Source organism: Bacillus cereus group sp. BfR-BA-01523, from assembly GCF_022662615.1.
Lineage (GTDB): Bacteria > Bacillota > Bacilli > Bacillales > Bacillaceae_G > Bacillus_A > Bacillus_A mycoides.
In genome coordinates this window covers 25,814-48,140 of record NZ_JAKUDX010000015.1, presented here as the reverse complement: position 1 = coordinate 48,140, position 22,327 = coordinate 25,814, and the positions used below count along the sequence as shown (strand labels likewise).

The window sequence follows — 22,327 nt, the reverse complement described above, 5'->3', positions numbered from 1 at the left end:
CGAGCTGATAAGGCTCGATTTTTTTGCACTCTGAAATTAAGAAGATTTCTCTTTCTTCATACGTAGCTTCAAATTCCAAAAAGCAGCAAGCATAATAGCCGCAAAGGAGCCGCTAATTGTTCCTAAGAACTTTGCATAAGGAGAGCTGCTCATATCAGCATTAATGAATAACATCATACATAGAACGGCAGGAAGAAGGTATAAGTATTGTAATAACTTTAATTTTTTATCATTACTCATATATATATCGCCCCTTTCTAGCATGTTATATGTTTATTATAACAAAGTCTTCCATTTATTTACACTTAGTAGTGTTTTCATTTTATATGTGCAAATGCAGTTTTTTTATTCGATATTGTAAGTTTTGTCTACTCAATCCTAAAAACTTTGCGGCTTGTGAGATATTACCATGATTCTCTTTAAGGATTTGATTGATGTAGTTCTTTTCCATTTCTTCTATTGTGCGCTTTAAAGTTTTAGGTGTATCAGTATTCGGACTAGTTAGGGAAGGTTGTATATGGAATTCTTTTTTTATTCGTTCGCGAAAGCGAGTGGGAAGATGAAACGCTGTAATGATATTTTCATCTTCTATTAAGTTCATTGAACCTTCTATTATATGTTCCAATTCTCGTACGTTTCCGGGCCAATCGTGTGCATAAAAGAATTCTCTTACATGTACATCTATATCCGTTACGCTGAGCCCAAATTGAGTGTTATACTTTTCGATAAAGTGCTGAATAAGAGCTGAAATATCTTCTTTTCTTTCACGTAAAGGTGGAAGACATAAAGTAACGACGCTTAATCGGTAATATAAGTCTTCCCTTAAGCGATTGTGCGTAATAGCTTCAAGAGGATCTTCATTAATAGTTGCTATAATACGAATATCAATTTCTTTTTCTTGTGTGCCTCCGATTCTTCGTATTGTTTTTTCTTGTATAGCTCGTAATAACTTCGCTTGAAGTGATGGACTTAATGAATTGATCTCATCTAATAACAAAGTTCCTCCGTTTGCTTCTTCAAATAAACCAGCTTTATCGATAGCTCCTGTAAATGCACCTCGGTTCGTACCAAATAATAAGCTTTCCATGAGTGTATCAGGTATAGCGGCACAGTTTTGTGAAATAAATGGTTTTGTTGAACGCTGACTTTCATTATGGATACTTTGTGCAAATAGTTCTTTACCGGTCCCTGTTTCTCCTACGAGAAGTATGGATGAGGAGGTACGAATTACCCTCTTCGCTTCTGTAATGACCGATTGAATAGCACTAGAATCACCGATTATGTGATCAAAGGTAAACTTGTTATTTTGTTTTCGAGAAAGGTTCGTTTTCATTGTTTGTTTGAAATGGCTAATCTCTGTTGAAATTTCAATAGCGCCTTTAATTTTTCCGTTTTCTATTATAGGGAAAGTATTGTTAATTGTCGTAATTTCTTGCCCTTTATTGTTAAAATACGTTTGTTTTATATTTTTGTTTGTTTTTCCTAATTTTAATGCCTCTATAAGAGTACTATTTTTATTTTCTTCAAATGCGAATACTTCTAAAGGGTTTTTATATAGCACATCTGAGCGTTCCATTGATTCAATTTCCATCATTTTACGGTTATAGATAATCGTTTTACTTTCCTCATTAATAATATGAATCCCAATATCTAGTTCATTGAGTAAAGTTTCATATAGCACATTCATTTCAATAATCTTTTTAAAATTGATTTCTTCTGTATGCATGTATTATCTTCTCCTCGTTATACCCTATGAAGACTGACTTTTTATAATTTTATTAAAATTCTTATAAAATCGCAAAATTTTTTTGCTATTTTCTCTTAAAAATTTTCAAATAATAGAAAATTTTTGCGGTTATGCAGATTTTTTTCGTAAGAAATCCTAATTTTACATAGGTATTGAGGTTGGTACGTATTTTGCATGAATAGTAGTTAAGATCTCTAAATTTAAAGAGTAGGGGGATTATGAATCTTTATAGTGTATGCAACGTTTCAGTTTCAATTAATAAGAGGGAGGAATTTATAAAGTGAAGACGGTTATAGAAGGCGTGTATAGTCCTTGTTACGGGAAAGTAGAGAAATTATTTGTTACTGAAAGTTCTTACGTATATGAGTGGGAAAAATTAGCGTTAATTGAAACAATAGATAAGCAGCAGGTGGAAATTAAAGTGGGAATCAGTGGTTATATCGAATCATTAGAAGTGGTAGAAGGACAAGCTATCGCTGATCAAAAACTATTAATAACAGTGAGGGATGACCTATTAATAACAGGTAGTGATTAATAGTAGTAATATGTATTTTGCTCTTTTAAATAATTATTTTTACTATGAAGAATTTTAAAAACGCTTACATTAAATGGGTTTGCAAAGTGAAAAGGGGGGATTTATATGATGGATCAAAACCAGGGATTAAAAAGAGAATTGAAAAGTCGGCACATATTTATGATTGCACTCGGAGGGGTTATTGGTACTGGGCTTTTTTTAGGATCCAGTTATACAATTCATGAAGCTGGACCTGGAGGAGCGATTGTAGCGTATCTTGTCGGTGGATTTGTTATGTATTTAACGATGCTCTGTCTTGGAGAGTTAGCGGTTGCGATGCCTGATGCAGGATCGTATCAAACATATGCTACAAAACATATTTCACCTGCAGCGGGTTATGTAGTGGGATGGATGTCGTGGCTAAACTGGACGGCTACGATAGGCATTGAATTAATTGCAGTTAGTATATTAATGAAACGTTGGTTTCCAGATGTATCATCATGGATTTGGTGCGTAGTGTTTGCCGTATTACTCTTTGTTATTAATGCGTTATCTTCAAGAAGTTTTGCGGAGGTTGAATTCTGGTTTGCAAGTATTAAAGTAATTACAATTATTGCATTTATCATTTTGGGCGGGGCAGCAATGTTTGGTTTTCTAGATATGAAAGGAAATGAACCAGCGCCGATGTTTTCTAGCTTTACTGATTATGGTGGATTGTTCCCAAATGGATTATCAGCCATTTTAATTACGATGATTGCAGTTAATTTTTCCTTCCAAGGAACAGAACTAGTTGGTATTGCAGCTGGTGAGAGTGAAAATCCAGAGAAAACTATCCCGAAGGCAATTAATAATACAGTTTGGCGCATACTTATTTTCTTTGTACTATCTATTTTTATTCTTGCGGGACTATTTCCTTGGCAGCAAGCAGGAGTGATAGAAAGTCCATTCGTAGTTGTATTTGATAAAATTGGTATTCCTTATGCGGCTGATATTATAAATTTTGTTATTATTACAGCTGTACTATCAGTTGCGAATTCAGGATTATATGCAACTTCCCGTATGCTATGGTCTATGTCTAATCAAGGAATGATTAGCCCGATTTTTGGTAAGTTATCTAAAAACGGTGTTCCTATTTATGCATTGATTGTAAGTACGTTTGTAGGGTGTCTCTCATTACTATCAGGTATTTATGCGGAAGATACAGTTTATTTATGGCTTCTTTCTATTGCTGGGTTTGGAGCGATATTAGTTTGGGCATCTATTGCTTTATCTAACCTATTAGCTAGAAGGACATACGTGAAGCAAGGGGGAGATATTAAGGATTTGAAATTTAAAACACCACTGTATCCATTTGTTCCAATTCTTGCTTTAGTATTAAATTTAACAGTAATTGTAGCTATGGCTTTTATTCCAGAACAAAGAATGGCATTATATTGTGGTATTCCATTTATGATCGTTTGTTTACTGTTTTACCGTGCTACAAGAAGTAAGAAAAGTAAAATAGAACATATCGAAAAGATGAATACAACAGAATTAGAAAGTTTATAGTTGAAATTGAATTTATAATAACAAGGAATTTAGAGACTGTAGAATTGTAAACAGTCTCTTTTTTTGTAAAAATAAAGCTGGAAACATACTACGTATGCAAAGGGGAATTAGCAATGAATCAAGAAGTTTCACAGCTATTAAAACAGATTGATTTACGAAAAGACGAGCTACTAGAACTTACAAAAGCTTTAATTCGCTTTGAAACACCAGCACCACCAGCAAGAAATACAAATGAGGCGCAAGAATTTGTGGCAGAGTTTCTAAAAAAACGAAATTTTAGTATTGATAAGTGGGATGTATATCCGAATGATCCGAATGCTGTTGGAGTGAAAAAAGGGACAGCAAGTGAGTCACATAAAAGTCTCATTATTAATGGACATATAGATGTTGCAGAAGTATCAAAGGACGAACCGTGGGAAACAAAGCCGTTTGAGCCGTTTATAAAAGATGGTTGGTTAGTTGGGAGAGGCGCGGCAGATATGAAAGGTGGACTAGCTGGAGCCTTATTTGCTATTCAGCTTTTAGAAGAAGTGGGGATTGAATTACCTGGAGATTTAATTTTTCAATCGGTAATTGGCGAAGAAGTAGGAGAAGCAGGGACACTTCAATGTTGTAAGCGTGGTTATGATGCTGATTTTGCAGTAGTAGTTGATACAAGTAATTTACATATGCAAGGGCAGGGCGGCGTAATTACTGGATGGATTACAGTGAAAAGCCCGCAAACGTTTCATGATGCAACACGTAGACAAATGATCCATGCTGGAGGACGTCTATTTGGAGCGAGTGCGATTGAGAAAATGATGAAGATTGTCCAAAGCTTACAAGAATTAGAGCGTCATTGGGCAGTCATGAAAACATATGAAGGCTATCCATCTGGAACAACAACAATTAATCCAGCTGTTATTGAAGGAGGACGTCATGCGGCATTTATTGCGGATGAGTGCCGATTGTGGATAACCGTACATTTTTATCCAAATGAAACGCATGAACAAATAATAGAAGAAATAGAAGAGTATTTAGGAAAAGTGGCAGCAGCAGATCCATGGTTAAGAGAGAACCCACCACAATTTAAGTGGGGCGGAGAATCAATGATTGTGGATCGTGGCGAAATTTTTCCTTCTTTAGAAGTAGATAGCGAACATGTTGCTGTCAAAACGCTAAGTTCAGTACATGAATCTATTTTATCTAAAAATGCAATTTTAAATATGTCAGCAACGGTAACTGATGGCGGATGGTTTAGTGAGTTTAACATTCCAGCTGTTATTTACGGACCAGGTACATTAGAAGAAGCTCATTCAATAAATGAGAAAGTTGAAGTTGAGCAGTTAATTGAATTTACAAAAGTAATAACAGCGTTCATATATGAATGGTGTCATACAAAAAAATAGATTAGTATATTGAAATTGTACAGGTATGTACTTGTACGCTTTTTTAGCGAACTATTTCAGAGTTGAACATAAACAACTGAAATAGTTCTTTATTTTTCTATGTTTTTCGTTTTATTTCAATTAATTTCTCTTTAGCTAATTCAACGGCAATCGCATCATCTAAATAGCCGATTGGAAAAAGGTAATCGGGGATAATGTCTGTTGATAAAATGAAATATAGTAAGGCACCCCCAATAATTGCACGCTCTTCGGTTGAAATGGTTTCTGTACAAAATTGTTGGTACATATTTGTTAATTGCTCAATGAAAGGACCAGCACTATCAATTTGTTCTATTTTACTTTTGAAACTCTCGTGAATACGTTTTTCGCCTTCAGTAGTTTGAGCATAGCGCTCGTAATTTTCAAGTTCTTGTTTTACACGAGTTGTTGTGTATTCGAAGTCGAATAGGTTAGAGGATTGTAATGTTTGTTGAATTGTATCGAGAGATGTGTACATATCTGCTTTTTCCTTATTTATGTGTGGAGAGTCAGGGTACATTTCATCAAGTAATAATTGCGGTGGAACTTGTAGACAGTTTGCGAATTTTTGTAAATGGTTTTGCTTCGGTTGTTGTTTGCCATTAATTATTCTTGAAATTGTTGCAGGATCAATATTTGTAAGTGTTCCTAGTTGACGCATAGATAGAGCCCGCTCCTTTAACAGTTTCTTTATTAATTTACCGAGCCGCTCATTTGGATTTTCATTGGGCATAATGTAGGCACTCCTTTTCTATTGTCTATCGTTGAAAAAATGTTGAGCATTTATTACAAGTATATGAAACAGACAGGCACAGTTGCTCAACATTTTCATAATATGCAATGAAAAGTGAGAAAAGGGGTGACTGCATGATGAGTACGGCAGGTTTATTTTCAATTTTTTTAATCGGGATTGCGTCTAATTTAGATAATGCAGGTGTTGGGATTGCATATGGCATTCGTAAAATTAGAATTTCGTGGCTTAACAATTTTATCATCGCATTTTTTGGATTTTTATTTACTTTACTAGCTGGATTTTTTGGGAATTGGATCGCATTATTTATTTCAGAGTTCACAGCAAACATTATTGGAGCAATCGTTTTAGGAATAATCGGGGTGTTTATTTTATGTCAGCCTTTCTTGAGTCAAAAAGATACCGTAGAATCTAAAGATAGTAGTGTACTTATGGGGGTTTTACGTGATCCAGAAAAAGCAGATTTTGATGGTTCTAAAACAATTAGTTTTTCTGAAGCAATTGTTTTAGGAGTTGCATTGTCCATAAACAATATTGCAGGTGGATTTGATGCTGGAGTAACAAATTTAAATCTTTGGCTTACGGCATGTATTTCTGGATTTTTTAGTTTTATTTGTATTAGTGGTTTTACGTATGTTGGTAAAAGATTTTTAGCTGAATACTTAGGGAAATGGGCAACTATAATTGCAGGTGTGTTATTAATTCTTATTGGAATTGATCAATTGTTGTAAGAATGATAGGGAAAACAGTATTCGAGTATTTCCTTGGAAATACACTAAAAAATTGCATATATCGACGTGAAATCTTTTCACGGTAATGAAAGATTGTAAGTATTATACAAATCTTTGTGTGTAAAAAGGTTTAAAAAAGTAAAAGCACCTGCATAGGTGCTTTTTAGCGTATATCTTCAATTAGTTGTGCACATTCATCATCATGCATACTGTACTCACTTAAAACTTGAATACAAAGCCATTTCAGTTCTTCGATACTATGCTCAAGTTCTTCGGGAAGTACATGGTAAATGTCTTCAAGTCCCATTCCGAAATGAATAAGTTCTAGTACTTGATCATCGATGTTCCGATCCATTAATAGTTCAAGCACTTCTAAATTGAATATGTATCGGTGAGCTTCATCGAGTGAAACAACTTTTAGTTTCAAACTTTCTACAATACTCAATATGAAAAGAAGAATTGTTTTTTCGAGAACAGGTTGTTTCTCCATTTGAAATATGAGTTTCATCTTTTACACCTCCACATACAGCGCTAGGTTGTACTATATTATTCAGGAGGGGGGAGCAAATATGCATAATAAAGAGAACTTTTATTACTGTTTTTTGAAGTGTGTTGATGCCTAGTAGAACGGATTTTTGTGAAATAAAAAATCCTGCCAATATAGCAGGATAACTTCTAAATTAAAACATACTCCAACCTTCTTGGGCAGAAAGTAATTCAAGAATTTTAAAACCAGCGATACTATTTCCGTTTGCATCTAAAGCTGGTCCGAAAATACCGATTCCCATTTCGCCTTTTACGCAGCCGAAAATGCCGCCCGCTACACCACTTTTTGCAGGGATTCCAACACGAATTGCAAATTCACCAGATTCATTATACATCCCGCAAGTAACCATAAATGTTTTACAAATTTTCGTAATATGTTTAGGGATGATCTGTTTCTTTTTATAAGGATCATATCCATCCATTGCAAAGATTAAACCAATACGTGCTAGGTCGATACAGTTAACCTCAATTGCACATTGACGCGTATATAAATCCATAAGTTCTTCAATATCGTTATCGATGATGCCATTTTGTTTCATATAGTAACAAAGTGAACGGTTTAAGTAAGCTGTTTCTAATTCAGAAGTGGCAACTTTAGAAGAATAACTAATAGTAGGATTGTCTGTTATATCACGCACAAATTGAAGAATGCGTTCCATCTTCTCCTCGTTATCATTACCAGCTAGCATACTTGTAATAGCTAATGCACCCGCATTAATCATTGGATTAAGAGGCTTGGAAGAACTTGTTGTTTCAAGCTTAATAATAGAATTAAATGGGTCACCAGTTGGTTCCATTCCAACTTTAGAAAATACATATTCTTCACCACGGTCTAAAAGGGCAAGAGCAAGTGTAATTACTTTAGAAATACTTTGAAGAGTAAATAGTGTTTGTGAGTTACCAGCATGGATATATTCTGTTTCTTTATGAAAAATGGCAATCCCTAGATCATTTGGATTTGCATTTCCTAGTTCGGGGATATAAGTAGCAAGTTTTCCTTTTTTCGTATATGGTTTTACTTGTTCTAACAACTGCTGTAAGTTGTTTGTTTCAATGCACTGCATAGTACCAACGCTCCTATTTCGAATTAACTAAGTTTACTTTTCCCGATATGCTCGGAAATAAATAATAACATGAAAAAGTGGAATGATAAAACGAAAGTTGAATGTTCTATAGTGAGTCTTCAGTTTCGATTATTCCGTGTTATAAAAGGAAAATTTTCCTTTTATATAACAGTTTGGAAATAGGAGATTTATCCATAAAAAGTTCGGAAATAAAAACTACACATCTATACAACTATATGTTATTATGGTTATGTAAATAGAAAGCGTTTTCTAAGGCGTACTTATAATGATAACGATTTCATAAATTTGATAGGGGGAATTAAAATGTTGCAGTTTTTACAACGTATTGGTAAAGCGTTAATGCTTCCAATCGCAGTGCTACCAGCAGCAGGATTATTGCTTCGTTTAGGGCAACCAGATGTATTTGATATTCCTGTTATGGCACAGGCCGGTGCAGCTGTTTTTGATAATTTAGCACTTATTTTTGCAATCGGTATTGCAATCGGTCTTTCAGTTGATGGTAGTGGTGCCGCAGGTCTTGCAGGTGCAATTGGTTATCTGGTTATGAAAAACAGTATTGATGCACTTAGTAAGGGATATTCTGCTGCAGAATTACAAGATAAATTAGGTAAAGTTCAAGATTTAATAGGTAATAGCGCAAATGTAGATCCATCTAAGCTTGCAGATACAATGACACAAGTATCTAAGGCAGCCGAATTATCGACTAAAGTGGATATGAAAGTTTTAGGTGGTATTATTGTCGGTGTTATAGCAGGATTCCTTTATAATAAATTCCATAAAATTAAACTTCCAGAATGGTTAGGTTTTTTTGCTGGAAAACGTTTCGTTCCAATTGTTACATCGGTTGTGATGCTAATATTAGGAATTCTATTCGCACAAATTTGGCCAGCAATTCAAAATGGCATCGATGCATTAGCTCATGGAATTGTTAATTTAGGTGCAATTGGTTCAGGTCTATTCGGTCTATTAAACCGTCTATTAATCCCAATTGGTTTACACCACGTAATGAACACATACTTCTGGTTCGTATTTGGTGACTTTACAAATGCAGCAGGTAATGTTGTAAATGGTGATATCGCTCGTTTCCTTGCAGGGGACAAAACAGCAGGTATGTTTATGACTGGTTTCTTCCCAGTTATGATGTTCGGTTTACCAGCAGCATGTTTCGCAATGATTGCAGCTGCTAAACCAGAAAAACGTAAAATGGTTACAGGTATGTTAGGTGGCCTAGCATTAACTTCATTCTTAACTGGTATTACAGAACCTATTGAATTCTCATTCATGTTCTTATCACCATTATTATATGGTATTCATGCCGTGTTAACAGGTATATCTTTATTCGTAACAACATCACTTGGCATTCACGATGGTTTCACATTTAGTGCCGGTGCAATTGATTACTTCTTAAACTTTGGTATTGCAACAAAACCAGTGTTACTAGCAGGAATCGGTTTAATTTACGCAGCAATTTACTTTGTAGTATTCTACTTCTTAATTAAGAAGTTCGACTTGAAAACTCCTGGTCGTGAAGATGAAGATGAAGATGAGTTAGCTGAAGAGGGTGATGCACCAGTTGCAGGTTCAATTGGTGAAACTTACGTAGCAGCTTTAGGCGGAAAAGAAAACTTAACAGTTATTGATAACTGTGCAACGCGTTTACGCTTACAAGTGAAAGATGCAGGTTTAGTAAATGAACCAGCATTAAAACGCGCAGGTGCAAAAGGCGTTATGAAATTAAGTAACACAAGTGTACAAGTTATCGTAGGTACAAATGTTGAATCTGTTGCCGATGATATGAAAAAACACGTGTAAATAGTTAGATAAGAGGATATCCAAAAAGATTGATAACAACAGTCTTTTACAGGATATCCTCTTTTTTTGTTAATTTTTTAAAGGGAATCTTACTTTTATAAATTTTCTTTTTCTTTTTTGAACATATAGGTTGGTAATATGTTCGGTGCGTGATACAGTAGTGATGACATAAAATGGAGTGTCCATAATCTGCGGAAATGATTTGAAATAAGTCTTGTGTAGATGAATTAAATTATCGGTAAATAAGGGGAAAAAGGTAATCATGGATCAGGAAAAAAATACTGTTAATGGGAAAGCAAATCGGTCGATTGTATACATAAAAAGAACAATCATTCTAGCCCTACTACTGTCACTTGTATATTTCATGTATACAAAAATTGTTGCGCATAATAAAAAAGAGGAAACTTTAAAAGCAGCAGCAGAAATGAAGAAGCAAGAAGAGATAAAAAAGATAGAAGAAGTGAAAAGGCAAGAAGCTGAAAAACAAAGAAAACAAAAAGAACAGGAAGAACAGATAAAACAGGCGCAAGTTATAGAGAAACCTGCTGAGGGACCGCCTCAAGAAATTAATGAAAACGCTCAATTGGATCAATATTTACAGAGCATGGGATTTAGTGGGACAGCTGTTATTGTGAAGAATGGGAAAGTTCTTGTGAATAAAGGATACGGCATGGCTAATAAAGAGAAGCAAGTGCCGAATAATTCAGAGACGACCTTTTATATTGGTTCTATTTCAAAAGCATTTGTGGCGACTGCTATTATGCAACTCAAAGATCAAAATAAGTTACAAGTAGAGGATACAGTTGCAAAGTATATTCCAGACTTTCCTCAAGGTAATAGCATTCAGTTAAAACATCTATTAACACATACATCAGGCATTCCGGAATATGAGCAGGGAAAAGAGGATATTTCTCATGAAGAACTGATAAAGCGGATAGGAAATCAAAAGCGTATCGGGAGTCCAGGAGAGAAATGGAAGTATTCCGATTCGAACTACTCTATACTTGCTTACATTGCTGAGAAGGTAAGTGGACAGTCGCTCGAAGAATATATAAAACAACATATTTTTGCGACTGCGGGTATGAAACATTCTGGTTTCGGTACAGCGTTGGAACAAACAAGATTCCCATCAACGGGTTATAAAATAGTGAATAACAATATGACAACACCTAATATTCCGAGCATGTCACAACTATATGGTTGTGGTGATATATATACGAGCGCGCATGATTTATATTTATTTAATGAAGCACTCTTTTCTGGAAAATTAATTTCAAAAGAGAGTTATAATCAAATGTTTACAGCCGTGAAAAAGGATTATGGATTTGGCTGGTATGTAGATCCAGGAAGCTATTCAAATCACGGTGTAATGCCAGGTTGGAATTGCTTAAATGGTTTTAGTAAAAATGGTAGTGTATATGTGGTTTTATTATCTAACATTCAAAATAACATTAAATCATTTGGTAAAGTGAATAACGACATTTATACGATGTTACGAAATATAGAAGTGTAAAAGACTGTCCTTTTGGATAGTCTTTTTTGCATTGAGGAAATATATGTGCGGTGCGATAATGAAATAAATGGAAAAGGGGGAGGTTTATGAGTATACATAAGCATCATGCACGCAATGCGAAACGAACTTTGTTTATAGCTATCATTGTATGGATTATCGTTGTAATTGGATTAGTTATGGAATATAAAAAAGGAACAATATTCACTTCAGATAAAGAAATTCTGAAATTAATAGGTATTTTGCTACCAGCGTTTGGATTACTAATATATAGTTTTATAGAAAAACGAAGAGCAAAAATGCTTAGACAGGATAATTGTAATATAGGGAGCTCTAGATTATTTGAACAACAAAAGTTCGTTGTTCGTAGAGAGGTAGGGGTATTTCAAGTAATAACGTACTTTGGATTAGATGGCAGTGCAGTAGGGTTTTTAAAAGAAGAGTATAATTCCGTTATTCAAAGTATATGGAAAGGTGCACTTTCTTTTCTTTTTAAGGGACTACATAAGCAACAATTTTATTTATATAATCAATCGGGAGAAAGATTGCTGCGTGTTCAAAAGAAGATGGGCGTGCGTAACTTCTATATATTTTATAGTGTAAATGGAAAGAAAATTGGAGAGTTGAAACAAGTACTAAGTTTAACAAAATGGGAATGGATATTTTTAGAGATGAATGGTAAGGAAATTGGTAAAGTGACTGGGGACTTTTCAGCAACAATGCAGAAAATAGACTGGCAAGATGGAACACATATTGATGTGAAAGAAGATGGTATTCCGTTAGAAGCTGCAAAATATTTTTCGGCAAGTGGTGGATCCCTTGTTACAGCTTCTATATCCGGACAAGCAGAATTATCAAGAGCGGTATATTACGGCGTAGCTGCCATTGTGACAATTAAAAATTAAAGATTAGCAAAGAGATAGATGGGAAACCATCTATCTTTTTTTATGCTCTGAAACAATTATTTCTTTTAGAAAATGTATGTCTTACCTATCACAAAAAAAGTCTGCTTTGTATAAATTAAGATGTATGGATGTAATTTTTTATACTTTAAAAATAATAGGAGGAGAAGCATATGTGTCTGTTCAGAAAATATTGGCATAAATTATCCAGACTGTTTAATAGACAATTAGGCTATTTTTTAGATGACAAGTTACTGCCTGCTGTGGAACGACTTTTATTTTCGCAAAACTTTGCAAAGTTTATTCAAAGAAATTCTAAGCAAGCTACGGAAGAGTTTATAGAATCAAGTCAATTTCAATCTATTATTTGTAACATTTTAAAAGAATGCAATACATCACCATTTAAAGAAATTGCAAAGCAATATTTAGGTAAAAACGTAGAAATTACTGTGACAGTTGGACAGTTAACAGGTGTTATTGTAGCCGTTGGTGACGATTTCTTAACGCTGCAAGAAGGAATAGGAACAGAAGTTTTATTACCATTTACAAGTATTATATCAATGAAAGAAGCGTAAGAAAGGAGACTTATATATGTTATTTACTGATGAATTGCGTAACCATGTTGGTGAATTAGTGCAAGTTGTGACAGCGGCCGAAATTGTTGCAGGTATTCTTTTATCTGTGACGGACGGGGCAGTAAGTGTTCGTACATCTCCTTCTTATGGACCACCTGAAGATGTACTTGTGCGTATTCCTATTATTGCTTATGTTCGCTTGGAAGGGTAAGAGTGATACAAGTATGAGAATATCAGTTGTTATTCCAGCGCATAATGAAGCAAGTACTTTATCACAAGTTTTAGTAGAAGTGGAGAAGCTGAAGCCGTATGAAATTATTGTAGTAGATAATGGATCGACAGATGGAACGAATGAAGTCGCATTACAGCATAGTTGCCATGTAATTTATTATAAACATTCTCTTGGTAATGATGTAGGAAGGGCAATTGGAGCTAGAGAAGCAAAAGGTGAAATTGTATTGTTTTTAGATGGTGACATCGTTATTGAGAGTAAAGAGCTACAACGTTTCGTGAAAGGAGTTCAGCAAGGGCATCAAATTGTTGTGAATAATTTAACATGGTCTGTTTATTTAAAGATGAGACCACACTATACGACAGTTGGAAAATTCATGTTGAATCGTTATTTGAATAAAAAAGAGCTTGTTGTTGGTTCTTTAATCGCAATTCCACATGCGATGAATCGAGATGTTATTGAGAATCTTGGGTGGTGGAATTTAGCAGATCCAGCACTATTTCAAGCGATGGCGATGTCTAGAGGAGTAGATATTGCCGATATGGCTTCGGTCGATGTAATTCACACGAATAAGGTTCGTCCTGTGCATACGGGTACATCACCTGGTTCTCCTTATCCGAAGGCGACTAGTCGTATTATGGGTGATCATTTGTGTGCTTTGCAATACGTAATCGAAACATATGGTAAACGTGGCGGTTTTTCGGAGGGAAACAGGGATAGAGGGTTTATAGGGAAGTATAAACCAGTTTTATTACAAAAGGAAAAAGCGAAATACAGTGCTATTATACCCGTATCAGAAGAAAAAATGACTATAAGATCTGTCATACAGGAAGTGAAAAAGGCAGGTGTAGATGAAATTATAGTTGTTGCGAATGGAGCAGATACCGAGACAATTAAACAAGCAAAGCTAGAGAATGTTATTGTAGTTGAATTCGCGAAGGCACTTGGACATAATGTAGCACGAGCGATAGGGGCTATGCATGCTACGGCAGATATTTGTTTATTTGTTGATGGTGATTTTGCTATTCCGGCAAAAAAGCTAATTCCATTTTTGCATGCTATTGAAGACGGAAATGATGTGGCGTTAAATGATTTGCAATGTTTGTTAGATATGTTTCACCCGGCAGATCCAATTAGTATGGGGAAATATTTCGTGAATTTGGTAGCGAAACGACCAGATTTATGGAACAACTCATTAACGGCAGTGCCACATGCTATGCATAAAAAGGTAATAGAGAAAATTGGATATGATTCCCTTATCATTCCACCATTAGCTCAAATGAAAGCTATTTTAGAAGAATGCTCTATTACAGCAGTGGAATTTGTAGATGTTATAAAAACAAATCGAGTACGTCCAGAGCAACATGGGTTTGTAAAGGGAAGAATTCCTGCATTCGATCGTATTTTCGGTGATCAGCTTGAGGCGATTGCTTATTTATTACAACATACGAATGGGCGCGGGAGTTTTACAGACGGAGAAAGGGATAGAGATATAATACTACAATTGAGAAGGGAAGAAGAGAATATAGATGAATGCTAGTAGTAAAGTAACCATTATTGGATTAGGATATGTTGGCCTTCCTTTAGCGGTCCTTTTTGCAGAAAGAGGACATGCTGTACTTGGATTAGATAAAGATAATAGGAAGATAGAATCAATAATTAAAGGAGAAAGTTATATTCCTGATGTTTCTTCTAACGTATTACAAAATTTATTGAACGAGAGAAAATTAATGGTAAATACACCAGATAAAGGTTTTGCGGAGTTCCAAAATAGTGAGTATGTTATTGTGACTGTGCCTACGCCAATTAATGAGAATAAAGAACCCGATTTAAGTGCACTCGTTTCAGCCTCCCATTATATACAACAACACCTTCAAGAAGGACAAACCTTCATTTTTGAAAGCTCCACATATCCAGGTACACTGGAGGAAGTTATCATTCCTATTATTTCTCAAACAGGTAAAAAGGTAGGAGAAGATTATTATATTGGGTATTCTCCAGAGCGAATTGATCCAGCGAATAGCCAGTATTCAGTTGAAACAATTCCAAAAGTTATTAGTGGACAAACCGAGCAGTGTAAACAAAAAGTACAGGATTTGTATAGCACTATATTTGATGTAGTTGTTCCAGTTAGTTCTCCGAAAGTAGCGGAGATGTGTAAGCTATTTGAAAACATTCAGCGCTTAGTTAATATTTCATTAGTAAATGAGTTAAATATACTTTGTGAAAGTTTGAATATTAATTTTTATGAGGTGCTTGAAGCGGCATCTACAAAACCGTTTGGATTTACTCCGTATTGGCCAGGACCAGGAATAGGAGGACACTGTATTCCGGTAGATCCTTTATATTTTCAATGGAGAATAAGAAAGGCTGGAGCAATTAGTCAATTAATTGAGGCAGCACATGTAATTAATGAAGAAATGCCAGCGAAAATAATCGGGAAAGTAAAAGGTGTGGTGCAATCACCCGCAACGGTTTTAATAGTAGGGATTGCATATAAGAAAGATGTAAATGATTTGAGAGAATCACCGGCGTTGCCAATTATTCAATTATTAATAAAAGAAGGATACAAGATAGAATATCATGATCCGTATATTTCTACAGCGAAAATTGGAGATACACTATATCAATCTGTTCCATTAGATGAACAAAGAATTAAACAAGCAAATTGTATTTTAATTGTAACGGATCACTCTAGCATCGATTGGAATCTTTTTAAAGGGATTGAGCGATTAATAGATACACGTGGAATCGTAAAGAAGGTGAGTGTATGAGTGAAAAATGTTTAATTACAGGTGGAGCAGGATTTATTGGTTCGCATTTAGCTGAAGAGTTGGTGAAAAGAGGTTATGAAGTTACTATTGTGGATAACTTCTATAAAGGAAAAAATAAATATCATAATGAGTTAATGAAAGAGCTCCGGGTTATTCCAATAAGCGTTTTAGATAAAAATTCAATTTATGAATTAGTGAATCAACATGATGTGGTGTTTCATTTAGCTGCAATTTTGGGAGTCAAAACTACAATGGAAAAAAGTGTAGAGCTTATTGAAACAAATTTCGATGGAACGAGAAATATTTTACAAGCAGCGTTAAAAGGGAAGAAGAAAGTAGTATTTGCATCTACTTCTGAAGTATATGGAAAGGGAGAGCCGCCATTCTCTGAAGAAGGAGATCGTTTATACGGTGCAACTTCCAAAATACGTTGGAGTTATGCAATTTGTAAAACGTTAGAGGAAACATTATGTTTAGGGTACGCATTAGAAGGTTTACCTGTAACGATTGTTCGTTATTTTAATATTTATGGTCCAAGAGCGAAAGATGGTCCGTACGCAGGAGTAATTCCACGATTTATTCGTGCGGCTTTGCAAGGTGACGATATTCTCGTGTATGGAGATGGAAAGCAGACACGCTGCTTTACGTATGTAAGTGATGCGGTCGAGGCAACAATTCATGCAATGGATGAGAAGGTAAATGGTGAAATTATTAATATAGGTTCTGAGAATGAAAAAAATATAAGGATAGTAGCGGAAGATATAAAAAAATTAACGAAGTCTATTTCCAAAATTGTGCACGTTCCATTTGAGGAAGTATATCCACATGGATTTGAAGAGATTCCAAATAGAAGACCAGACGTAACGAAATTAAGAGAACTCGTTCAGTTTCAAGCGAAAGTAACGTGGGAACAAGGATTGAAAGAAACTATTAAATGGTTTCGTGAAGAAAACAATGGCTAAGTCGTTATCAGTTATTATTCCCGTATGTAATGAAGTGGATACGATTTCAGATGTGGTTCAATCGGTAAAACCATTGAATCCAGTAGAGATTATTGTAGTAGCAAATGGTTGTAATGATGGTACAGAAGCGATTGCTGAGAGCTTAGGATGTACAGTAATCCAGCATAAAGAGTCACTTGGTAACGACGTTGGACGCGCAGTTGGTGCAAAACATGCGATAGGTGATGTATTACTGTTTGTAGATGGAGATTTTGCTATTCAAACTTCAAAATTACAATTATTCCTTAATCCGATTTTACATGATCAGGCGGACATCGTTTTAAATAATTTGGACGCATTATTTTTAAAGAAACAAAAACCGCACTCCGTGACAGTATGGCGCCAGATATTAAATGCAATGTTAGAGCGTGAAGAATTAAAAATTGATTCTTTATTATCTGTACCTCATGCGCTGACAAAGGAATTTGTGCAAAGTATTGGAGACGAATGTTTTGTTAATCCTATTGTGGCTCATCTACGCCTAGCACAAAGTAAATGGAGAATTAGTCGTCATTGTGCAATTGACGTTATTACGCCAAATAAATTTCGTCCATTCGAGCATGCTGCATATGGCACGGATCTTTCTCAATCTGAAAAACGAATGATAGGTGATCATATAGAAGCTGTAGCAGAGCGGATATTAGGCAGCGATGGGCGCGGAGGATATTATGATGGAAATAGGAAAAGAGAGAGTGTCTATCATACTCTAAATTTTGAAGATTTTTATCAAGGATGGGGCGTTACATCTAATTTGTATAAAGGAGAGCAATTATCGGTAATTATTCCTGTACAAAATGAAGAGAAAACAATTGGAAACGTTATAGAAGAGCTTCGCAAAATTGAACCTTTTGAAATCATCGTTGTTGTAAATGGTTCGTCCGATAAAACGGCAACAATTGCAAAAGACAAGGGAGCAACAACAATTGTGTATAAAGAAGCACTTGGAAACGATGTGGGGCGTTCGCTTGGAACTTATTTTGCAAAAGGAGAAATTGTTTTATTTATAGACGGTGATTTTGTTATTCCAGCTAGTGAGCTATATCCCTTTGCAAAAGCTATTGCAGATGGAACGGATGTCGCATTAAATGATTTAAATCATTATTTAGATTTGAGAGTACCACTTCATCTTGTAACAGCATTTAAATATGCATTAAATTTAGCTTGTGATAGAAAAGATTTAGGAGTAGGCTCTCTTATTGCTGTACCTAATGCGTTTAGTCGTACTTGTTTGAAGGAAATAGGGTATAAATCATTATTGTCACCTTGTGTAGCACAAGTTAAAGCTGTACTTTCAGGTTTTGAAATCGCTTGTGTAAGTCGTGTCGATGTTGATAAGATGAACCGTATTCGTCCCAGTGAACATTTCGCAAAAATAGGTCATCCTCCAGCTGTCCTTCGAATTATTGGTGATCATATAGAAGGATTAGAGCAATTAATTGCATTAACAAACAGTCGTGGTGGATTTTACGATGGAAATAGAAAAAGAGATGTTTTATAGTGGTAACAAAAAAAGTGTACAACGTATGTACACTTTTTTGCTCTGTTATAAAAACTATAACAGATTAGGAGATAAGAGTATTACAGCTCTACAATGGGTATCGTTCTTATATTACAAAATAGGACTCGTATATAAGAATACCAAAAAAATACAATTAAAGAAAGGGTTAATTCTAAAGAGTTTTATGTGAGGTTAACACTATGTATGTAGTAGTTTGCTCAACATTTCACAAACATGTCACAACTATTTCGTCCACTTCCGAAAAAAAGTAGTATTCTAAGTGTGTAAGCTGTTATATAAAAAAACGTAGTCCTGTACTAATCAAAAATGGAGGAGATTAGGATGACTCAAGTATTAGAAAATGTAAAAAGCGCGTGGGAAAACTTTAAAGGTGAAAAATGGAAAGCAGAGATTGATGTTCGCGATTTCATTTTAAATAATGTAAACGTTTACGAGGGAGAAGACTCTTTCTTAGCGGAAGCAACTGAAGCAACGAAACAACTTTGGGATCAAGTAATGGATTTAACAACAAAGGAACGTGAAAACGGTGGCGTTCTTGATATGGATACAAAAATTGTTTCTTCTATTACATCACATGAACCAGGATATTTAAATAAAGATATTGAAAAAGTGGTCGGTTTCCAAACTGATAAACCATTTAAACGTTCTTTACAACCATATGGTGGTATTCGTATGGCAGAACAAGCTTGTGAAGCGTATGGATATGAAATGGATAAAGAACTTAGCAAGATTTTCAGAGACTGGCGTAAAACTCATAATCAAGGTGTATTTGATGCATACACACCAGAAATGAAAGCGGCTCGTAAATCAGGTGTTATTACTGGTCTTCCAGATGCGTATGGACGTGGACGTATTATCGGTGACTATCGCCGCGTAGCGCTATATGGTATAGATCATTTAATTGAAGCGAAAAAAGCGGATTATAATTTAACTGGCGGTGTAATGAGCGAAGATACAATGCGTTTACGTGAAGAATTATCTGAGCAAATGCGTGCACTTCAAGAGTTAAAACAGATGGCTGCTTCTCATGGATTCGATATTTCTAAGCCAGCTACAAATGCACAAGAGGCCTTCCAATGGTTATACTTTGCTTATCTTGCAGCAATTAAAGAGCAAAACGGGGCAGCAATGAGCCTTGGACGTACCTCTACATTCTTAGATGTTTACATTGAAAGAGATTTAGCAAATGGTACTTTAACAGAAGAAAAAGCACAAGAAATTGTTGACCATTTCATTATGAAATTACGTCTTGTGAAATTTGCAAGAACACCTGATTATAATGAACTATTCTCTGGAGATCCAACTTGGGTAACTGAATCTATCGGTGGTATGGCGTTAGACGGTCGTCCGTTAGTAACAAAAAACTCATTCCGTTTCTTGCATACATTAGATAATTTAGGACCAGCACCAGAACCAAACTTAACAGTTCTTTGGTCTAAACAATTACCAGAGAACTTTAAAAACTACTGTGCAAAAATGTCTATTAAAACATCAGCAATTCAATACGAAAATGATGACATTATGCGTGCTGACTACGGTGATGACTACGGTATTGCTTGTTGTGTATCAGCAATGAGAATTGGTAAACAAATGCAGTTCTTCGGAGCACGTGCAAACTTAGCGAAAGCATTACTATATGCGGTTAACGGTGGTAAAGATGAAAAGTCAAAAGCACAAGTTGGTCCTGAATACGCACCAATTACTTCTGAAGTATTAGATTATGAAGAAGTTATGCGTAAATTCGATATGACAATGGAATGGTTAGCTGGTCTATACTTAAATACATTAAATGTAATTCACTATATGCACGATAAATATAGCTATGAACGTATTGAAATGGCACTTCACGATACAAATGTTCTTCGTACAATGGCAACAGGTATCGCTGGATTATCTGTAGTAGCAGACTCTTTAAGTGCAATTAAATATGCACAAGTAAAACCAATTCGTGATGAAAATGGTATTGCAGTTGATTTCGAAATTGAGGGAGATTTCCCTAAATACGGTAACAATGATGATCGTGTAGATGAAATCGCAGTAAATCTTGTGAAAACATTTATGAACAAGATTCGCAAACATAAAACATACCGTAATTCTGTTCATACAATGTCAATCTTAACAATCACATCTAACGTTGTATACGGTAAGAAAACTGGTAACACTCCAGATGGACGTCGTACTGGAGAACCATTTGCACCGGGCGCAAACCCAATGCATGGCCGTGATACAAAAGGTGCATTAGCATCATTATTATCTGTAGCTAAATTACCATATGAAGATGCACAAGATGGTATTTCAAATACATTCTCTATTATTCCAAAAGCACTTGGTAAAGAAGATGATGTACAAGTACGCAACTTAGTATCTATGCTTGATGGATATGCAATAAAAGAAGGACACCACTTAAATATTAACGTATTTAACCGTGAAACATTAATGGATGCAATGGAGCATCCTGAAAAATATCCACAATTAACAATTCGTGTATCTGGTTACGCTGTTAACTTTATTAAATTAACTCGTGAACAACAAATTGATGTAATAAACCGTACAATGCATGAAAGCATGTAAGTGAAAAAAGTGTCCCTCTGCTTTTAATATATAGCGGAGGGAGGCTGTTTCAATAAAGGAGGAAGTAACATGGTAAAAGGAAGAATACATTCTGTAGAGTCTTGTGGTACTGTTGATGGCCCAGGGATTCGTTATGTCATATTTACACAAGGGTGTTTATTACGTTGTCAATATTGTCATAATGCTGATACATGGGAAATCGGTAAAGGTAAAGAAATAACAGTTGAAGAAGTGATGCAGGATGTGACATGTTACCTTCCATTTATTGAAGCTTCTGGAGGCGGTATAACAGTTAGCGGTGGAGAGCCACTATTACAGCTAGACTTCTTAACCCAGTTGTTTAAAAAGTGCAAAGAAGCTGGTATCCATACAACAATCGATTCTTCTGGCGGTTGTTATTCTGAAGAACCAGAATTCCAAAATAAGCTAGATATTTTAATGGAGTATACAGATTTAGTTTTATTGGATTTGAAGCATATTGATTCAAAGAAACATCGTAAATTAACAGGGAAACCAAATGAACACATTTTACAATTTGCTCGTTATTTATCGGATATAAAGAAACCAATTTGGGTAAGACATGTATTGGTTCCCGGTGTTACCGATGGTGAAGAGGATTTGCAAAAATTATCAAACTTTATTCAAAGTCTATCTAATGTTAAGAAAGTGGAAGTGCTACCATATCATAAGCTCGGTGTTTATAAATGGGAGGCACTTGGACATAAGTATCCACTTGCGGATGTGAATCCACCGACAGAAGAAAATGTTGAACATGCAAAACATATTTTACAAGCAGTCTAACCTAAACATTTGGTTAGGCTTTTTGTTTCTTCATAATAAAATCTAGAGTATATATTTAGAAAAGAGTATACTGAAAAGGGAATATCCATATTTTTGTAAAGAATAAGCGGAGAAATTTACATAATTGTAAAGGGAAATCAAAATAGTAAAAAGAATTAAGAAGTAAAAGAGTGAGTATTATGGAATATAGAACATTTGTAAGTTATTGCGAAAGCTCTTATAGGAAAGTATAATGTAAAGATATGAGCACAGATAGGATTAAGGGGTCAATCTTATATGCTTTGCATATCCACGACAGATAC

Annotated in this window: 21 protein-coding genes; 16 read left to right on the top strand and 5 right to left on the bottom strand. The window is 35.1% G+C overall.

The genetic code is table 11. The features are described 5' to 3' along the window. Nucleotides 1-36: 36 nt before the first annotated feature. Both MR066_RS23960 and MR066_RS23955 read right to left on the bottom strand, forming a co-directional pair. Nucleotides 37-240 carry a hypothetical protein gene (locus MR066_RS23960; RefSeq protein WP_242248736.1) on the bottom strand — a complete coding sequence of 68 codons (204 nt, stop codon included), beginning with the start codon at nt 238-240 and terminating at the stop codon, nt 37-39. Between the two features lie 82 nt (nt 241-322). Further along, the gene (locus MR066_RS23955; RefSeq protein ID WP_242248735.1) at nt 323-1,726 is read right to left on the bottom strand and encodes a sigma-54 interaction domain-containing protein; all 1,404 of its coding nucleotides are present in this window, start codon (nt 1,724-1,726) and stop codon (nt 323-325) included. Between the two features lie 301 nt (nt 1,727-2,027). On the opposite strand from MR066_RS23955, the gene MR066_RS23950 reads away from it, so the two are divergent. The 3 genes from MR066_RS23950 to MR066_RS23940 all read left to right on the top strand — a co-directional run bounded on the left by MR066_RS23950 (nt 2,028) and on the right by MR066_RS23940 (nt 5,197). After that, nucleotides 2,028-2,282, top strand: a complete 255-nt coding sequence (locus MR066_RS23950; protein WP_002010281.1) for a biotin/lipoyl attachment domain-containing protein — start codon at nt 2,028-2,030, stop codon at nt 2,280-2,282. Nucleotides 2,283-2,387: 105 nt separating this feature from the next. Continuing rightward, nucleotides 2,388-3,809 (top strand): amino acid permease, encoded by a 1,422-nt coding sequence (locus MR066_RS23945; protein ID WP_002139532.1) that lies wholly within the window; start codon nt 2,388-2,390, stop codon nt 3,807-3,809. A gap of 113 nt (nt 3,810-3,922) precedes the next feature. Continuing rightward, complete coding sequence (locus MR066_RS23940; RefSeq protein ID WP_242248732.1) at nt 3,923-5,197, top strand: acetylornithine deacetylase; 1,275 nt, start codon at nt 3,923-3,925, stop codon at nt 5,195-5,197. A gap of 97 nt (nt 5,198-5,294) precedes the next feature. Here the strand turns inward: MR066_RS23940 and MR066_RS23935 are convergent, their stop codons facing one another. Then, nucleotides 5,295-5,948 carry a helix-turn-helix domain-containing protein gene (locus tag MR066_RS23935; RefSeq protein ID WP_002091151.1) on the bottom strand — a complete coding sequence of 218 codons (654 nt, stop codon included), beginning with the start codon at nt 5,946-5,948 and terminating at the stop codon, nt 5,295-5,297. 137 nt (nt 5,949-6,085) lie between these two features. On the opposite strand from MR066_RS23935, the gene ytaF reads away from it, so the two are divergent. Further along, nucleotides 6,086-6,697, top strand: coding sequence for a sporulation membrane protein YtaF (ytaF, locus tag MR066_RS23930; RefSeq protein WP_242248729.1), 612 nt, complete (start codon nt 6,086-6,088; stop codon nt 6,695-6,697). Nucleotides 6,698-6,860: 163 nt separating this feature from the next. On the opposite strand, the gene MR066_RS23925 is transcribed toward ytaF, so the two are convergent. Then, complete coding sequence (locus MR066_RS23925) at nt 6,861-7,205, bottom strand: DUF3969 family protein (protein WP_002091149.1); 345 nt, start codon at nt 7,203-7,205, stop codon at nt 6,861-6,863. Between the two features lie 172 nt (nt 7,206-7,377). Further along, a complete protein-coding gene (glsA, locus tag MR066_RS23920) occupies nt 7,378-8,307 on the bottom strand; it encodes a glutaminase A (protein WP_002029606.1) in 930 nt (309 codons plus the stop codon). Nucleotides 8,308-8,631: 324 nt separating this feature from the next. On the opposite strand from glsA, the gene nagE reads away from it, so the two are divergent. The 12 genes from nagE (at nt 8,632) to pflA (ending at nt 22,025) form a co-directional block, all read left to right on the top strand. After that, nucleotides 8,632-10,140 carry an N-acetylglucosamine-specific PTS transporter subunit IIBC gene (gene nagE / locus MR066_RS23915; protein WP_088031659.1) on the top strand — a complete coding sequence of 503 codons (1,509 nt, stop codon included), beginning with the start codon at nt 8,632-8,634 and terminating at the stop codon, nt 10,138-10,140. Between the two features lie 262 nt (nt 10,141-10,402). Then, nucleotides 10,403-11,653: a serine hydrolase domain-containing protein gene (locus tag MR066_RS23910; protein WP_088038351.1), complete on the top strand. Its 1,251-nt coding sequence runs from the start codon at nt 10,403-10,405 to the stop codon at nt 11,651-11,653. Nucleotides 11,654-11,739: 86 nt separating this feature from the next. After that, the gene (locus tag MR066_RS23905; RefSeq protein ID WP_002029609.1) at nt 11,740-12,555 is read left to right on the top strand and encodes a hypothetical protein; all 816 of its coding nucleotides are present in this window, start codon (nt 11,740-11,742) and stop codon (nt 12,553-12,555) included. 170 nt (nt 12,556-12,725) lie between these two features. After that, nucleotides 12,726-13,127, top strand: coding sequence for an LSm family protein (locus MR066_RS23900; RefSeq protein ID WP_033715617.1), 402 nt, complete (start codon nt 12,726-12,728; stop codon nt 13,125-13,127). 16 nt (nt 13,128-13,143) lie between these two features. Continuing rightward, nucleotides 13,144-13,338 carry an LSm family protein gene (locus MR066_RS23895; protein WP_002125042.1) on the top strand — a complete coding sequence of 65 codons (195 nt, stop codon included), beginning with the start codon at nt 13,144-13,146 and terminating at the stop codon, nt 13,336-13,338. Nucleotides 13,339-13,351: 13 nt separating this feature from the next. Further along, entirely contained in the window at nt 13,352-14,899 is a 1,548-nt protein-coding gene (locus MR066_RS23890; protein WP_242248727.1) for a glycosyltransferase family 2 protein, read from the top strand. Next, nucleotides 14,889-16,133 carry a nucleotide sugar dehydrogenase gene (locus MR066_RS23885; RefSeq protein WP_242248725.1) on the top strand — a complete coding sequence of 415 codons (1,245 nt, stop codon included), beginning with the start codon at nt 14,889-14,891 and terminating at the stop codon, nt 16,131-16,133. Before MR066_RS23890 ends, MR066_RS23885 begins: the two co-directional genes overlap by 11 nt. After that, nucleotides 16,130-17,095 (top strand): NAD-dependent epimerase/dehydratase family protein, encoded by a 966-nt coding sequence (locus MR066_RS23880; protein ID WP_242248723.1) that lies wholly within the window; start codon nt 16,130-16,132, stop codon nt 17,093-17,095. The genes MR066_RS23885 and MR066_RS23880 overlap by 4 nt, the downstream gene beginning before the upstream one ends. Then, a complete protein-coding gene (locus MR066_RS23875) occupies nt 17,088-18,632 on the top strand; it encodes a glycosyltransferase family 2 protein (protein ID WP_201067290.1) in 1,545 nt (514 codons plus the stop codon). The genes MR066_RS23880 and MR066_RS23875 overlap by 8 nt, the downstream gene beginning before the upstream one ends. Next, on the top strand, nt 18,604-18,822 hold the full coding sequence (locus MR066_RS23870; protein ID WP_201065806.1) for a hypothetical protein: 219 nt from the start codon (nt 18,604-18,606) through the stop codon (nt 18,820-18,822). Before MR066_RS23875 ends, MR066_RS23870 begins: the two co-directional genes overlap by 29 nt. 152 nt (nt 18,823-18,974) lie before the next feature. After that, nucleotides 18,975-21,224 carry a formate C-acetyltransferase gene (pflB, locus tag MR066_RS23865; protein WP_002029623.1) on the top strand — a complete coding sequence of 750 codons (2,250 nt, stop codon included), beginning with the start codon at nt 18,975-18,977 and terminating at the stop codon, nt 21,222-21,224. Nucleotides 21,225-21,293: 69 nt separating this feature from the next. Further along, entirely contained in the window at nt 21,294-22,025 is a 732-nt protein-coding gene (gene pflA / locus MR066_RS23860; protein WP_002029624.1) for a pyruvate formate-lyase-activating protein, read from the top strand. Nucleotides 22,026-22,327: the final 302 nt, after the last annotated feature.